Origin of the sequence: Aeromonas sp. SrichE-2G (assembly GCF_017939565.1) — a bacterium.
Classification (GTDB): Bacteria; Pseudomonadota; Gammaproteobacteria; order Enterobacterales; family Aeromonadaceae; genus Aeromonas; species Aeromonas taiwanensis.
This window is the reverse complement of record NZ_JAGKRG010000005.1, coordinates 56,119-72,306: the sequence shown is the minus strand read 5'-3', so window position 1 is coordinate 72,306 and position 16,188 is coordinate 56,119. Positions and strand designations below refer to the sequence as shown.

12 protein-coding genes are annotated in these 16,188 nt (G+C 61.0%); 6 read left to right on the top strand and 6 right to left on the bottom strand.

Annotated elements, in window-relative coordinates:
- Window position 1 precedes the first annotated feature (1 nt).
- Window positions 2–469 carry a xanthine phosphoribosyltransferase gene (gene gpt / locus J9885_RS09135; protein ID WP_043762384.1) on the bottom strand — a complete coding sequence of 156 codons (468 nt, stop codon included), beginning with the start codon at window positions 467–469 and terminating at the stop codon, window positions 2–4.
- Window positions 470–1,402: 933 nt separating this feature from the next.
- Between gpt and J9885_RS09130 the strand changes: the two genes are divergently transcribed.
- Window positions 1,403–2,854 carry an aminoacyl-histidine dipeptidase gene (locus J9885_RS09130; protein WP_210549039.1) on the top strand — a complete coding sequence of 484 codons (1,452 nt, stop codon included), beginning with the start codon at window positions 1,403–1,405 and terminating at the stop codon, window positions 2,852–2,854.
- A gap of 617 nt (window positions 2,855–3,471) precedes the next feature.
- Here J9885_RS09130 and J9885_RS09125 read toward each other — a convergent pair.
- The 5 genes from J9885_RS09125 to J9885_RS09105 form a co-directional block, all read right to left on the bottom strand.
- Window positions 3,472–4,473, bottom strand: a complete 1,002-nt coding sequence (locus J9885_RS09125) for a dipeptide ABC transporter ATP-binding protein (RefSeq protein ID WP_043762386.1) — start codon at window positions 4,471–4,473, stop codon at window positions 3,472–3,474.
- A gap of 100 nt (window positions 4,474–4,573) precedes the next feature.
- On the bottom strand, window positions 4,574–5,611 hold the full coding sequence (locus tag J9885_RS09120; RefSeq protein ID WP_210549037.1) for an ABC transporter ATP-binding protein: 1,038 nt from the start codon (window positions 5,609–5,611) through the stop codon (window positions 4,574–4,576).
- Between the two features lie 10 nt (window positions 5,612–5,621).
- Complete coding sequence (locus J9885_RS09115) at window positions 5,622–7,439, bottom strand: extracellular solute-binding protein (protein WP_210549035.1); 1,818 nt, start codon at window positions 7,437–7,439, stop codon at window positions 5,622–5,624.
- A gap of 82 nt (window positions 7,440–7,521) precedes the next feature.
- Window positions 7,522–8,565, bottom strand: coding sequence for an ABC transporter permease subunit (locus J9885_RS09110; RefSeq protein WP_134697155.1), 1,044 nt, complete (start codon window positions 8,563–8,565; stop codon window positions 7,522–7,524).
- Between the two features lie 2 nt (window positions 8,566–8,567).
- A complete protein-coding gene (locus J9885_RS09105) occupies window positions 8,568–9,593 on the bottom strand; it encodes an ABC transporter permease subunit (protein WP_043762394.1) in 1,026 nt (341 codons plus the stop codon).
- Window positions 9,594–10,330: 737 nt separating this feature from the next.
- Between J9885_RS09105 and J9885_RS09100 the strand changes: the two genes are divergently transcribed.
- From J9885_RS09100 to J9885_RS09080, 5 genes are all read left to right on the top strand, one after another.
- Window positions 10,331–12,937 (top strand): TonB-dependent receptor, encoded by a 2,607-nt coding sequence (locus J9885_RS09100; protein WP_210549033.1) that lies wholly within the window; start codon window positions 10,331–10,333, stop codon window positions 12,935–12,937.
- Window positions 12,938–13,039: 102 nt separating this feature from the next.
- On the top strand, window positions 13,040–13,804 hold the full coding sequence (locus J9885_RS09095) for a DUF3450 domain-containing protein (protein WP_210549031.1): 765 nt from the start codon (window positions 13,040–13,042) through the stop codon (window positions 13,802–13,804).
- The gene (locus tag J9885_RS09090; protein WP_043762400.1) at window positions 13,801–15,174 is read left to right on the top strand and encodes a MotA/TolQ/ExbB proton channel family protein; all 1,374 of its coding nucleotides are present in this window, start codon (window positions 13,801–13,803) and stop codon (window positions 15,172–15,174) included. Before J9885_RS09095 ends, J9885_RS09090 begins: the two co-directional genes overlap by 4 nt.
- Window positions 15,175–15,184: 10 nt before the next feature.
- Entirely contained in the window at window positions 15,185–15,712 is a 528-nt protein-coding gene (locus J9885_RS09085; RefSeq protein ID WP_043762401.1) for a MotA/TolQ/ExbB proton channel family protein, read from the top strand.
- A 67-nt stretch (window positions 15,713–15,779) separates the two neighbouring features.
- Window positions 15,780–16,187, top strand: coding sequence for a biopolymer transporter ExbD (locus J9885_RS09080; RefSeq protein ID WP_005327075.1), 408 nt, complete (start codon window positions 15,780–15,782; stop codon window positions 16,185–16,187).
- Window position 16,188: the final 1 nt, after the last annotated feature.

The following is a 16,188-nucleotide window of genomic DNA, read 5'->3' as shown; positions in this document are numbered from 1 at the left end:
ATTACTCTTCGTCGCAGATCGGCTTGGCGAACTCCAGCGCCATGTCCCAGGGCTGCTCGATCCAGGTGTCCTGCGGAATGGCAACTTCGAAGTCATCCACCAAAGGCTCGCCCATGGGCTTGGCGAAGATGGTGATGAACTTGGCACGCGGGTAGAGCTCGCGGATCGCCTTGGCGGTGCCGCCGGTGTCCACCAGATCATCCACCACCAGCCAGCCTTCGCCGTCACCGGCCGTGGTCGCGGCCTTGACGACCACCAGCTCGCGCTGGTTGTCGTGGTCATAGCTGGAGATGCAGAGAGTCTCGACATTGCGGATGCCCAGTTCACGGGCCATCAGAGCCGCAGGCACCAGACCGCCACGGCTGACTGCGATGATCCCTTTCCACTGGCTGACGGGCAGTTGACGACGGGCCAGGCGGCGCGCTTCACGTTGCAGGTTGTCCCAGGACACGTAGAATTTTTTAGGCATGCTGTCGATCTCAACGAGTTATAAAGCAATCACTTAAGAAGCAAGGCCCCCGGCAGACACCGGGAAACCGGTCAATTCTGGCGCCCCGTTTCCCGAATTTTGCTTGCACGTTTGCCGCCTCAGGGCTGGCGCCTCGGTGGCAAACACGGATGCAGTGAACGCAGGGATTGGGGGTAGCTGGCGGCCAGGTCGGGCAGGATCCCGAGCTCGGGCCGGCTGTTGGGCCGGTATGATAGCACCCTTTATCGATAAAATGCGTGGCAAACGTATGCGAAAAACAGGAAAAGTCGGCCATCTTCCGCCAGTCTGGCGCAGGATGGGACAGGTTTTCACCAGCAGGGTGCTCATTCGGGCTGCCCATACCGCACATCGGGTAGCGAGCGGGTAAAAAAATAGCAGGGGGAGGATGAAGTCCTCACGCGCCTGCTGCTTGACGGTTGCCTGTCTGCCTCAGCGGCGACCGGCGTAGGGATTCGGGTAGTTGAAGCCCTGGGTATAGAGAGATTGGGCAAACCAATAGGTTGAATTGCTGCCTGACATCATGAACTCCTGATTGCTTAACAAGTTACGTACCTTAATGCGGGTTCAAATCCTTGAACGGACACTCGGTTCCATGGAGGCGCACTTGCTTTGCTTCGGTTCCCTGGAGGCATTCATTGTCATCCTGACAAGTGGGGTGACCACGGCGGCTAATTTACCACCCGGCGCCAAAAAGACAATATTTTTGTGATGTGACTCACAAATTTCATGTTGTGCTGACCGAGCGGCACAGGGCAGTGAAGTTCGCCATGCAAGTTCCCTTTACCAGCACAAGCAGACCGCTATTTGCGCTGATCGCTCACATTTTTGCGTGATTGACTGTATTATCGTTATCCTCTTCCCCGGCCCGCAGATGGGGCCCCGACAATTTCCATGCTGGTAAGGAGTCCCGACGTGGCACAGCTTAGTTCTCTGTCTCCCAAATTGATTTGGCAATTCTTCGAGCAGATCTGCTCCATCCCCCACCCCTCCAAGCACGAGGCCCAGCTGAGCGCCTGGGTAGTGCAGTGGGCCCAGGGAGAAGGCCTGGCGGTCAAACAGGACGCCGTGGGCAACATCATCATCAAGAAGCCGGCCACGCCGGGGATGGAAAACCGCAAGGCCGTGGTGCTGCAGGCCCACATCGACATGGTTCCCCAGGCCAACGCCGATACCCAGCACGACTTCACCAAGGACCCCATCGATGCCTACATCGACGGTGAATGGGTCACTGCCCGTGGCACCACCCTGGGTGCCGACAACGGCATGGGCATGGCCGGCTGTCTGGCCGTGCTGGCCGACAAGACCATCAAGCACGGCCCGCTGGAAGTGCTGCTGACTACGGACGAAGAGACCGGCATGACCGGCGCCTTCGGTCTGGAGGCCGGCTGGCTGGAAGGGGAGATCCTGCTGAACACCGACTCCGAAGAGGATGGCGAGGTCTACATGGGCTGCGCCGGCGGGGTCGACGCCAATATCCGCTTCCCCCTGGAGCGGGTCGCCTCCACCGAGGGTGAAGGGTTCGAACTGCAGGTGAAAGGCCTGCGCGGCGGTCATTCCGGGGTCGACATTCACCGCGGTCGTGGCAACGCCAACAAGCTGCTGGTACGTCTGCTCAAGGCGGCCGAGCCGCTCGGCATACGCCTGGCCGATATCAGTGGCGGTACCCTGCGCAACGCGATCCCGCGCGAGGCTCGCGCCACCCTGCTGGTGCCCGCCGCCAGCGTGAACGACTTCAAGGCCCTGGTCGACCGCTACACCGGCATCTACCAGAGCGAGCTGGCTGCCACCGAGGCGAACCTGACCGTGCTGCTCAACAGCCAGGAGAAACCGGCCCAGCTGATGAGCGAATCCCTGCAGGCCCGCCTGCTGGACGCCCTGATGGCCTGCCCGAACGGGGTGATGCGCATGAGCGACGCCATCCCGGGCGTCACCGAGACCTCCACCAACCTGGGTGTCATCAAGACGCTCGAGGGGGAAGTCTATGTGCAGTGCCTGATCCGCTCACTCATCGACTCCGGCCGCGAGAACATCGAGCAGATGACCCGCTCCCTGTTTACCCTGGCCGGCGCCAGCTGCGAGTTCACCGGCGCCTACCCGGGCTGGGCCCCGAATGTGGACTCCCCGGTGATGGCGCTGGTACGCAACAGCTACCAGACCCTGTTCGGCGAGATGCCGAACGTCATGGTGATCCACGCCGGTCTCGAGTGCGGTCTGTTCAAGAGCGCCTACCCGGAGTGGGACATGGTCTCCTTCGGCCCCACCATTCGCGGCGCCCACGCGCCGGGGGAGAAGGTGCACATCCCGGCGGTCGAGCGCTTCTGGCAACTGCTGGTCCACGTGCTGGAACATATCCCGGCCAAATAAGCGTTTTGGTCACGCCTCAAGATGCCCCGCCCCGTGCGGGGCATCTCGTTTCTGCCCTCTCTCAGCCTGCGTCCTCCCGCCTGCCTCTCCCCCTCTTCTCAACACTGGGGCTTGAAAGCGTATCCATAAGCAACCCTGAAATTGAAAACCTTTTCCATGATTTATGTAAATTTACAACACGAAAAGTTGATCCATGTCACATAAACCCCTAGGATCAAACCGTGACCCAGGTCACACACAACCCATGATGACCAATGATGAGGTGAATATATGTTTGAGAACCTGGCAGTGCTGTTCCACCTGAAGGGTGCCACCAGCAAGAAAGGCGTTGAAGAGAAAGTCACTTATGCGCCTGCAACCCGCAACTACTACTTCCGCTATGGCGCCTGATTTCGTTCGCCCGGAAGTTGAAGTTAGAAACGTAAATAAATTACAAAACAATCCAGCAATCCACACTACAGCTACCCCTTCGGGGCGCTGTCCCGCCCGGGCCAGATGTTCCACGGCCAAACCTGAACTCCAACCATGAAGATGGGGCCCGCAGGCCCCATTTTTTTATTCCGTCTCCTCGATGTCGCCGGGTTTCGATACCGGCCGTGACGAGGTGGACACCGGTATCACACCGCCTTTCCCAGTGGTGCCGCCTCCGCCGGAGGCAAGGGGAAATGGCAGGCCACCTGGTGGCTCACCCCGCCGCATGACTCGAGCCCGGGTGAGGTGCTGCGGCACAGATCCGTCGCATAGGGGCAACGCTGATGAAAGTGGCAGCCACTCGGCGGCGAGATGGGGGACGGCACGTCCCCGGTCAGCAGGATACGCTGGTTGCGCCTGCGGGGATCCGGCACCGGAATGGCCGAGATCAGCGCCTGGGTATAAGGGTGACGGGGGGCCAGATAGAGTTCCTGGGCCTCGGCCAGCTCCACGATCCGTCCCAGGTACATGACCGCAATCCGGTCGGAGATGTGTTTGACCACCGACAGATCGTGGGCGATGAAGATGATGGCCAGGTTCATCTCCCGCTGCAGGGTGAGCAGCAGGTTCACTATCTGGGACTGCACCGAGACGTCGAGGGCCGACACCGCCTCGTCACAGACCAGCAGCTTGGGCTTGAGGGCGATGGCGCGGGCGATGCCGATACGCTGGCGCTGACCGCCGGAAAACTCGTGGGGGTAGCGATCCGCCGCACTGCCGGGCAACCCCACCTTGTCCAGCAGATCCCGGACCCACTCCCGCCGCTGCGCCGCCGTGCCCTTGCCGTGGATGATGAAGGGCTCTTCCAGGATCTGCCCCACGGTGTGGCGGCCGTTGAGGGATTCTGCAGGATCCTGAAACACGATCTGCATCTCCTGGCGCAGGGAGCGCATCTCCCTGGGCGAGAGGTGAGTGATATCTTTCCCCTCGAAGGTGATGGTGCCGGCGGTCGGCTCGAACAGCTTGAGCAGCGAGCGCCCCAGAGTGGATTTGCCGCACCCCGACTCCCCCACCAGACCGAGCGTCTCCCCCTGCCTGAGATCGAAGCTGATGCCGTCCACCGCATAGACGGTGTATTGCTTGCGCAGGAAGCCGCCCCCCATCTTGAAGTGCTGCTTCAGGTCCCGTATGGATAATAACATGCTCATCGTGCACGCCCCCGCTCGCCCAGGCCGAAGGATGGCCATGATTCCATGCCCTCCCCGCTGCCGAGCTGCCGTTTCCCATCCCGAACCGACAACAAGATGCTCATATGCTCAACTCCTTCCAGTGGTGGCAGGCCACGGCGTGGCGTTCGGTCAACGACTCGGTCACCGGTATGGTCTCCACGCAGAGTGCGGTGGCGTGGGGGCAGCGGTTGGAGAAGCGGCACCCCGCCGGCATCTCGTGCAGGGCGGGTACCTGGCCCTTGATGGTCTTGAGCAGGCTCTTTGGCACATCTTCCAGACGCGGGATCGAGGCCATCAGACCATGAGTATAGGGATGGCGCGGGTGGTCAAACAGCTCGAAGATGTCTGCCCGCTCCACCGCCCGGCCCGCATACATCACCACCACCTCGTCGCACAGCTCCGCTACCACCCCGAGATCATGGGTGATGAAGATGATGGCCATGCCGGTCTGGGCCTGCAGCGCCTTCATCAGATCCAGGATCTGGGCCTGGATGGTGACGTCCAGCGCCGTGGTCGGTTCGTCACAGATGAGCAGGTCGGGCTCACAGGCCAGGGCCATGGCGATCATCACCCGCTGGCGCATTCCCCCCGACAGGTTGTGGGGGTAGGCCGCAAAACGCTGGGCCGGCTCGGGGATCCCCACCTTCTGCAACATGGCGATGGCGGCCTCTCGGCGCTCGGCCTTGCTGTAGTCGGGTCTGTGCAGCGAAAACACCTCCATCAGCTGATCCCCGACCGTCTGCACCGGGTTGAGCGCCGTCATGGGCTCCTGGAAGATCATGGAGATGCGGTTGCCGCGCACCCTGTACATCTGATCCGGCGGCAGGGAGAGCAGCTCCTCCCCCTGAAAGCGGATGGAACCCGCCACTACCTGGCCGTGGGGCTTGGGCAGCAGGCCCATGATGGCGAGCGAGGTGACGCTCTTGCCACAGCCGGACTCGCCGACTATCCCCAGGGTCTGGCCGGGGGCGACCTGGAAACTGACCCCGTCGAGCACCTTTATCTTGCCGTCGTCGACGGCGAACTCCACCTCGAGGTCACGCACTTCGAGGATGGGGGCCTGGCGCTGCCCCTCACGACCCCGGGTGCCGAGCAGGGGAGACTCTGTCGCTGCCATCGTCTCTCCCTCAATGATGTGCATAGGTCTTGTCAATCAGGGTGATGGGGGCAAGCGCCTTGTCCGCTTCCTTGGCTTGGCGGGTCTCCTCCCTCACCTTGGGATCGATCCAGAGCAGGCCGCCACTGCTGTGGGGGTAGCCGTCCATGGGCCAGTAGAGCTGATCCGGGGTGTTTCGGGTGGCGGGTACCTCGGGCAGCATCACGTAGCGCCAGCTGCTGGCCCTCACATAGTTGAGCTGAACCCCGGGTACGAAGATGGCGAGATCATAGATGCGCTGCTGGATCTGGCGGGAGATCTCCGCCCGCTTGCCCATGTCGAACTCGACGTTGTAGGCGTCGATAAGATTATCCAGCTCCTTGTCGGCCACGTTGAACAGGTTGTTGGTCTGGGGCTTGTTGGCGTTGTCCGAGTGGAACGACTCCCAATACTGCGGATAGAGGCCGCCGCCCCCCCAGCCGAGCCAGGCCGCCTCGTGTTTCTTCTCCAGCATCACCTTGAAGCCGGTGGCGCCGTCCACCAGGTTGAGCTCCAGATCCAGGCCCGCCTTCTTGGCCTCTTCCTTGAGCACAGTCAGTCGCTTGGAGTGCTCCTGGCTGGTGTAGGTGAGGGCCAGGGTCAGCCGCTCCCCCTTGTCATTCTGCAGTATGCCGTCCGGCCCCGGCTTGGCGTAGCCGCCCTTGGCGAAGTACTCCCGCGCCTTGGCGATGTCGTAGGCGCGCTCGGGCAGGGTCATGTCGGTGAACTCGCCAAAACCCGAGCCGAAGGTGGTGGCCCTGTCATAGTCGCCGCGCAGCACCGTCTCGATCATCTTGTCGAGATTCATGGCGTGCTGGATGCCGAGGCGCACGTTGATGTCAGCAAGCTTGGGGTTGCTGACGTTGAGGTGAACCCCCTGCCCCCCCTGCTTGGTGTCGGTCATGGCCATCACCTTCTGCACATAGCCCTTCTTGTACTCCGGGGTCACGGCCTTCTCATGCCACCAGTTCGGCAGGATCATCTCGAAGGTGTCGAGCTCCCCCTTCAGGAAGTGGCGGAACGCGATGTTGTGATCGCGGATCACCTGCACCTTGATGGTATCGAGGTTGAACCTGTGCTGGTTGTAGCGATCGTCTTTTGCCCACCACTCCTTCTGCTTGCTGAAGGTCACGGACTTGCCCTTCTTCACCTCGCTCATCACATAGGGGCCCGTGGTCGGCACCACGGCCCAGTTGTACTGCTTCACCCAGTTCGGGCCCATCTTGTAGTAGTGCTTGGGCTGGGGCCAGAGCTCTGTGGTGTTCAGGAGATCCAGCTTGGCCTTCCGGCTGCCCGCCTTCACCAGGATGGTGTGGTCGTCAATCTTCTCCACCGCCACCACCTCTGTGGTGTAGTAGTTGTTGAACCAGGGGCCCTTGATGTCCTTGGAGCGCATCATCTCGTAGCCGAAGGTGTAGTCATCGGCGGTGACGGGCTTGCCGTCCGACCATTTGGCGCGCGGGTCGAGCTTGAAGTAGACGGTCTGGCTGTCCGGCGCGATGGCCCAGGCACTCGCGAGGGAGGGGATGGGATTGCCCGTATTGGGGTGGAAGCTGATGAGCCTCAGCTGGTTGTCCAGGATGAAGGAGCGAAACGCGCCGTTGGAGTCGGGGCCCACGGTGCGAAACGTCAGCGGGAAGCTGTCCACGAACATGGTGATGCTGCCGCCGGGCAGCGCCTTGGGGGAGGCGAACACGGGGTCGGTGTCGTTGGTTTCCCACTCGAGACCCGCGGGCAGGCTGGCCGCCCACACCCAGGTCCCGTTCACCAGCAGAAAAAGTGCACCTATCCATTTGATTTTATTGTTCATATTTGACTTCCTGGTCATGCCCCTTCACTGGGGGCTTCTCGATTAAGGGTCATCACTGTGCGGCCATGCCTGGCGCCGCACCTCACTGATAGCGGGTAAACTTGCGCGGGTCGAACGCCTCCCGGATGGCCTCGCCGATGAAGGAGACCATGATGAGCACCAGACTCACCGCCGCCACCACCGAGCTCACGATCCAGATGGCATCCAGGTTGTTGATCCCCTGGGAGAGCAGTTCTCCCCAGCTCGGGGTCGGCGGCGCCAGCCCGAAGCCAAGATAGTCCAGCGCCGTCAGGGTGGAGATGTTGCCCACCACGGCAAAGGGGGCCAGGGTGACGATCATCATCAGGGTGTTGGGCAGGATGTGGTTGAAGATGATGCGCCCCGTGCCCGCGCCCTGGGCCCGCGCCGCCATCACGTAGTCCCGCGCCCGCTCCTTGTAGGTAAGGGTGCGCATGTACCAGGTGATCCCCATCCAGCCGAACAGCACGTTGATGCCCACAAACAGGCCGAAGTTCGGCTTGGCCAGGGAGACCAGGATCATGATGACGTAGAGGAAGGGCACCTGGGACCAGATCTCGATGAAGCGCTGCATCAGGAGGTCAAAACGACCGCCGAGGAAGCCCATCATGCAGCCGATGGTGACCCCGATGACATAGCTCGCCACCAGGGCGATGAAGGCAAAGCCGATGGCGATGCGAAAGCCGTAGACCAAGCGCGCCAGCACGTCGCGACCGCTGGTGTCGGTGCCGAGGAAGTGGCGCTCCTCAAGGCTCGGGGCATAGGGCGGATAGGCCTCCTCCTTGAAGTCCTGCTCATAGGGATTCCAGGGCACCAGGGGCAGCAGCACCCAGTCCCCCTTCCCTTCCTGCTCAAGCTTGGCTTTCAGTTGGCGATAGTTGGTCTCGTACTCGTAGTCGAGCCCGAACTGCTGACCCGGGATCACGTCCCCATAGGTGGGGAAGTAGAGCTCCCCCTGATAGCTCACCGCCAGCGCCCGGCTGTTGACCAGGAGCTCCGCCAAGAGGGAGATGATCACCAGGGCCGAGAAGATGATGAAAGAGTAGTAACCGCGTTTTATCGATTTGAAACGCTTGAGTTTTTTCAAGGTAACCGGATTAAGCTGCATGGTTATTCTCCAAACCGCACGCGGGGATCGACCAGGGCCACGCAGATGTCGGAGACGATATTGCCCACCAGCATCAGCAGGGAGGTGATGGCCAGAATGCCCATGACGGTGGGGTAGTCCCGCTCCACGATGGCCTCGTAGCCGAGCAGGCCGATGCCGTCGATGTTGAAGATGGTCTCGATGAGGAAGGAGCCGCCGAAGAAGACGGTGAGCACTGACCCCAGGTGGCTCGCGATGGGGATCAGGCTGTTGCGCATGGCGTGATCGGTGACCGCCTTGCGAAACGGCAACCCCTTGGCCACGGCGGTGCGCACGTAATCCGCCGACAGGTTCTCCATCAGGCTGTTCTTCATGGTCATGGTGAGGATGGCGAAATCCCCGATGGCGTAGGCGATGAGGGGCAGCAGGGCGTGGGCGAAGACGGTACGGATCTGATCCCAGCTGCTCTCCATGTATTCGAAATCGTCCCCGGGGAAGCCCCCCATGGGCAGCCACTCCAGATGGAAGGCGAAGACGGTGATGAGGAAGATCCCCACCACGTAGGCGGGCAGCGCATAGGCCATGTAGATGAGCATGGAACTGAGCGAATCGAAGCGGCTGTTGTGCCTGAGCGCCTTGGCCACCCCGAGCGGGATGGAGACGGCGTAGCTCAGCAGGAAGGTCGCGAGCCCGAAGAAGGCGGTCACAGGCAGGCGATCCTTGATGAGATCCCAAACCGGCTCGTAGTAGCGGGTCGACTCGCCGAGATCCAGCACCGCCAGCTTCTGCAACCACTCCCAATAGGCGATCAGCATGGGCTTGTCGAGACCGTAGAACGCCTTGAGCTCCTCGATCTGCTCATCGGAGAGCGCCTGTGCCCCCTTGCTGCCACTGGAGCGACCGCTCTCGTTTTGCGAGACCTGTGCCTGGAGCAGCATGCGCTCGACCGGGCCGCCCGGCACGAAGCGGGTGATGGTGAAGACGAGCAGGGTGATACCGAGAAACGTCGGGATGATCAAAAGCATCCGACGTAGGAAATACGACAGCATGGTGGAACCTCGTCCTTGTTGTTCTTTTATGGCCAGTCACATCCGATGACGAGCCTATCCTTCCTGGCATTACTCACTGAATTGCCTGTTATCGGCAGACAATCCGGCTCGGTCACTGTAAAAGCTCTGCAACAAAAATCAAGTAGAACCAGGTCATTGCTCCTGGGAGTCACTTGCAGCACAACCCGCTGATATTTTTTTCCAAAAAAGCCAACTTCAATATAAAAAACTGCTACGCCCTGTCATGAAACTTGTTTTTAATAATTAAAATAATAATTACGCACCTGTTTAAACAAACAAAAAACCAATATAAATCAATCACATAACCATGGTGACATCCGGTGCCATTTTTACCTATATAGAGAAGAAGGGGAATGCCGGAACCTCCTGGCTGAACCCATACTGACTCCTTCGCCAATATAGATAAAAACACTGTAAAAATGTCGTTTTACGATATCGAACCAGACCCGACAGATGCCTTATCGATAAGTTCAAAAATAATAAATAAAATCGTAAAGAAGGGCCTTAACAACATCTTTACAAAACACGAGGCATTTCTTTCGGAATAAAACACCAAAAACAATCAAACAATTGCCCATAGTCATCTAATTAGTTCCGTCGCCCCCATCCTTGCCGCTCCATTTGACGTCAATCATCAAACCTTGATAAGCCTTACGCACCGCTCCAACGAGGGCGGTATGGAAGCAAACAAAAAACAATCAGGAAGGATACTAGCGATGCTTAGGAAAAGCAGACTCTCTGCTGCCGTCGCGTTTGCCTTGGCGAGCGCGGCAGTAGTGGCTACCCCTGTCCTGGCCGAAGAGGGCCAGAACGTCGAAAAACTGCAAAAAATCAAGGTCACCGGCTCGCGGATCTCCCGTGTCGATGTGGAAGGCGCCACCCCGGTCGTCTCCGTGACCAAGGCAAAAATCGAACAGTCCGGTCAGCAGACCGTCGCCGATTACCTCAAGCAGGCCTCCTACAACTCCTTTGGTGGCGTCTCCCCGGCTTCCGGCAGCTCCTTCCAGTCCCAATCCACCGTCGGCCTGCGCGGCCTGGGTTCAGAGCGTACCCTGGTCCTGCTGAACGGCAAACGGGTGGCGGGCTCCCCCACCATGGGTGGTACCTCCATCAACCTGAACACCATCCCCATGGCTGCCGTTGAGCGTGTCGAAGTCAACCTGGACGGCGGCTCCGCCATCTACGGTTCCGACGCCATCGGGGGTGTCATCAACGTGGTGCTCAAAGAGGGCTATGAAGGCCTGACCTTCCAGGGACGTCTCGGCTCCCCGACCGAAGAGGGTGGTGACGAGAAGAGCGGCTCCATCGTCGCGGGCGTTGCCGGCGAGAAGGGCTCCCTGATGGCGGTCTACGAGCACGACAAGAAGGACGTCATCTACAGCCGGGATCGCGATTATCTCTCCAAACAGGGCAACGATGCCCCCAGCGCCTATGGCCGCAACGTGGAAGGGATCACCGGCCTCGATGCAAACGGGGATCCCATCTGGAAATACGGTCCCCTGGCCGGCGCCACCAATGCCGATGGCACCTGTAAGTCCCCCTTCGTCGGGTTCGAGGACGGCTGTAACTTCAACTACGGCCAAGTGGCTGCCACCACGGCCTCCCGCAGCCGCGACACCCTGTACGTGAACGGTCGCTATCACATCAACGACAACGTCGACTTCGTGCCGCAGCTCATCGGCTCCCGGGTCGAGAGTTTCGGCCGCTTCGCCCCGGCCGCCGGCGCCTTCACCATCGATCCGGCCAACCCGAAGAACGCCCAGTTCTTCGCCGACAACGGCCTGGATGCCGCCGCCACCCAGGGCCTGGGTGAAGCTGCCTATGCCTACTACCGCTTCAACAACGTCGGCCCCCGCGACAACCTGGTCACCGACATGACCGGCAGCATGAACCTGGGCTTCGAGGGTACCATCACCACCGAAAGCGTCGGCGACATGCAGTGGAACGCCGGCTACATGTACTCCAAGACCGACAACAAGGAGAACGGCACCGGTTACGTCCTGAAGTCCGCTGCCCAGCAGGCAGTGGCCGACGGCAAGTTCGTCGGTGGCGAGTTTGATCCCAAGACAACGGCCTCCATGGCCGCCGACACCAGCCGCCGCTCCACCATGGACTTCTACCAGTGGTACGCCGGTGTCCAGTGGGACATGGGTGAACTGCCGGCCGGTCCGGTCAGCTGGTACGCGGGCGCCGAGTACAACGACTGGGTCTATACCGACAAGTACGATGCCCAGTCCGAGGCCGGCAACATCATCGGCTCCTCCGGCAACTCCTCCGGTGGTGTCCGGGATGTGACCGCCGCCTACATCGAGTCCCTGGTGCCCATCACCGAGCAGATCGAGCTGAACGTGGCCGGTCGCTTCGATGACTACAGCGACTTCGGCAGCGCCTTCTCCCCCAAGGCGAGCCTGCGCTACCAGCCGCTGGACAACCTGATGTTGCGCACCTCCTGGTCCCGTTCGTTCCGCGCCCCGAGCCTGAGCGACCTCTACTCGGCTGACTCCTACTCCGCCGACTGGGCCAAGGACTATGTCTACTGCGAGGCCAACGGCATCTCCGCCGCTGACTGCCCGAACCGTCAGTACAATACCACCCGTACCTCCAACGAAGAGCTGAAGGAAGAGACCGCGGATACCTGGAACTTCGGTGTGGCTTACAGCCCGCTGGATGACCTGAACTTCTCCCTGGACTACTACACCATCAAGATCGACGACGTGATCCAGCTGAACTCCCTGCAGTCCGTCATCTATGACGAGCTGAACAGCGGCGGCTCCAGCTACATCACCCGCAACAGCCAGGGCAAGATCAGCGGCGCCATCGCGCCCATGGTCAACCTGGGCACCCTCAAGACCTCGGGTCTTGATCTGAAGGTGGACTACAAGTACGACCTGAACTACGCCACCATCCGCTACGACCTGGGCGGTACCTACATCCTCGAGTACGAGGAAGGTCTGTACGCCGGTGGCCCCGTCATCGACAAGATCGGCCAGAACGGTCTGCCGCAGCTGCGCTTCAGCTCCGGTGTCGGCGTCAATGTTCCCCAATGGTGGAACATGGATACCTACCTGAGCGCGAACTACATCGACTCCCAGAGCCAGGACTATATCGCCGATACCGGTGAGGAAGTGGGCCACATCGCGTCCCAGACCACCTGGAACCTGAACGTCGGCGTGGATGCACCCTGGGATGGCAAGATCCAGGTCGGCGTGAAGAACATGTTCAACGCGGGCCCGTCCCTCGAGAGCGATGGCTTCACCTACGACGAAGACCTCTACAGCATCGACGGTCGCATCTACTACCTCGACTACAGCCAGAAGTTCTAATTCACCTGCAGATGACAAGCCGGCCCGTTCGGGCCGGCTTTGCCCCATGCCCCAAGGAAGTTACGGAGATAGGGTAATCCTATGAAAACAAGGACAATTACAATGAAGAAAGCGCTCCTCGGCAGCCTGGTTTCGGCTGCCTTGATGACCAGCTTCAATCTGAGTGCCGCCTCTGCCGGTCAGGCAGTGGACGCTCAAGCCGCCACCGACAATGCATCCAAAGTTTCCCAGCAGAAGATCGACAACTACGCCGAGTCTGCCGAGTCTGCCCTGGCCCAGTACAAGGCCGCCCTGCGTCAGGTCGACAGCCTGCGCACCTACAACGAGCAAGTGGGCAAGATGGTCGAGTCCCAGAGCGCCGAGCTCGCCTCCATGCAGAAGCAGATCGCCCAGATCGACCAGACCAGCACCGAAGTGGTGCCCCTGATGCTCAAGATGATCGACTCCCTCGATCAGTTCGTCTCCCTGGACCTGCCGTTCCAGAAGGTGGAGCGTGAGGACCGCGTGGCGGCCCTGACCGATCTCATGAACCGGGCTGACGTCACCATCTCCGAGAAGTACCGCAAGATCCTCGAGGCCTACCAGATCGAGGAGGGCTTCAGCCGCACCATCGAGTCCTACAAGGCGAGCCTGGACAAGGATGGCAGCGAGAAGACCTACGAGTTCCTGCGCGTGGGCCGCATCGCCCTGCTCTACCAGTCCCCGGATGGCAACGAGACCGGCATGTGGAACAAGAAGACCCGCCAGTGGGAAGAACTGCCCCAGGAGTATCGCAGCGCCGTCGAACAGGGCCTTCGCATCGCCAAGAAGCAGGCGCCCCCCGCCCTCATCAAGCTGCCGGTTCAAACTGCGGAGAAAGCATCATGAAAGGAATCAAACTCGCCATTGCCTCCCTGATTGCGGGGGCTACCCTGGTCACCTTGCCTGTGACCGCCGCCGAGAAGCCGGTGGATCTCAATGCCCTGCTGAGCCAGGTGAAAGCCGCCAGCGCCAGCGAATCCCAGATCAACAAGGAGCGGGAAGCCCGCTTCCTGGCTGACAAGAACGAGCAGGGCGCCCTGCTGGCCAAGGCCAAGGCCGAGCTCGCCGCCGAGACCGCCCGAGGTGAACAGCTCAAGGCCACCTTCGATGCCAACGACAAGCAGCTCACCGAGCTGACCGAGACCCTGCGCCAGCGCTCCGGCAACATGGGCGAGATGTTCGGCGTACTGCGCCAGTTCGCCGGTGAGTTTAAGGGGATCTTCAACGCCTCCGCCCGCCGGGTCGAGCACCCCGAGCAATCCGCCCTGCTGACCCGCCTGGCCGAGAGCAAGGAGCTCCCCTCCAGCGATGACCTGACCGCCTTCTGGACCACCACCCTTAGCCGCATGGTCGACGGTGGCAAGGTGAGCCAGCTCCCGGCCACCGTGGTCTATGGCGAGGGCAACCAGGCCGAGAAGACAGTGACCCAGATCGGCGAGTTCAACACCGTCTCCGAGGGCAAGTACCTGACCTTCGTGCCGGAGACCGGCAAGTTCGAACAGCTGCCCCGCCAGCCGGACAAGGCGGTGCTGGAGCCCGTTGCCGACTTTGAGCAGGGCGACGGCAGCATCAAACCCGTGTTCATCGACCCGTCCCGCGGCGTGATCCTCTCCCTGCTGGTACAGTCTCCGACCCTGAAAGAACGGATCGATCAGGGGGGTGAAGTCGGCTACGTCATCATGGTACTCGGCGTGCTTGGTACCCTGCTGGCCCTGTTCTGCGGTGCCCGCCTCTCCCTCATCGGCGGTTCCATGCGCAAGCAGCTGAAGTCCGAGCAGGTCATCAAGGGCAACCCCATCGGCGAGATGCTGGTGGCCTACCAGGAGCACCGCGGTGACAACATCGAGGATCTGGAGTCCAAGCTCGACGAGATCATCCTGCGCAACGTGCCCAAGTTCGAGAAGGGCATCAGCATCATCAAGCTGATCGCCTCGGTCGCCCCGCTGCTGGGTCTGCTGGGGACAGTGGTCGGCATGATCGCCACCTTCCAGGCCATCACCCTGTTCGGTACCGGCGATCCCAAGCTGATGGCGGGCGGTATCTCCGAAGCCCTGGTGACCACCATGCAGGGTCTGGTCGTGGCCGTGCCCATGCTGTTCCTCTACACCATAGTGCAGACCCAGAGCCGCCGTCTCATCCAGGTCCTGGAAGAGCAGAGCGCCGGCTTCGTCGCCCGCTATCAGGAACGTCTGCACGCCGCCAAGGCCGCAGCCTAAGGAGTCACCCATGTGGTTCTGGTTGATTGAAGAAGTCGAGTCGGTCCGCCGGTTTCTGGGATTGGGGGGCGACGTGCTGGTCGCCCTGTTCTTCCTGACCCTGATGATGTGGGCCCTGCTGCTGGAGCGCTGGTTCTACTTCATGGCGGTCTACCCCAAGCAGGTGAAGCAGACCAAGGCGGCCTGGCTGGCCCGCACCGATCACCTCTCCTGGTCCGCCAAGCAGATCCGCCGCGAGCTGGTCTCCCGGGTCTCCATGGCCGTGGACAAGGGGATGCCGGTCATCAAGGTGCTGATCGCCCTCTGCCCGCTGATGGGGCTGCTGGGCACCGTGGTCGGCATGGTACAGGTGTTCGACACCCTGGCCATCACCGGCACAGGCTCACCGCGGGCAATGGCCTCGGGGATCTCCAAGGCGACGGTGCCGACCATGGCGGGCATGATTGCCGCCCTTTCCGGCCTGTTTTTTGTCAACCAGCTCGATCACAAGGCCAAGCTGGCCGTGCAGAAGCTGGAAGACAACCTGAAACACGGCTGATGCAGGATGCACACCCCCGGCCGGGCCATGCCCGCCGGGGCACAGAACAAGCAAGGAGTTTTTTGCCATGAGAAAACGTCACAGCGACAGCGGTGCGGACGAGGCGGCCATCGATTTGACCCCCATGCTGGACATCGTGTTCATCATGCTGATCTTCTTCATCGTCACCACCTCGTTCGTCAAGGAGTCCGGCGTGGAGATCAACCGCCCGAGCGCCAGCACGGCCGAGACGGTGAAGAAGGGGAACATCATGGTCGCGGTCCGCGAGAACGGTCAGGTCTGGGTCGACAAACGGGTCGTCGAGGTGGGCGCGGTGCGTGCCAACATCGAGCGGCTGCGGGCGGAGAACCCGGAGAGCGCCGTGGTGATCCAGGCCGATACCGAGTCCCGTTCCGGGCTGGTGGTCCAGGTCATGGATCAGATCCGCATGGCCGGTGTCCAGAACATCTCCATCGCGGCGAGCAAGAGCAGCTGAT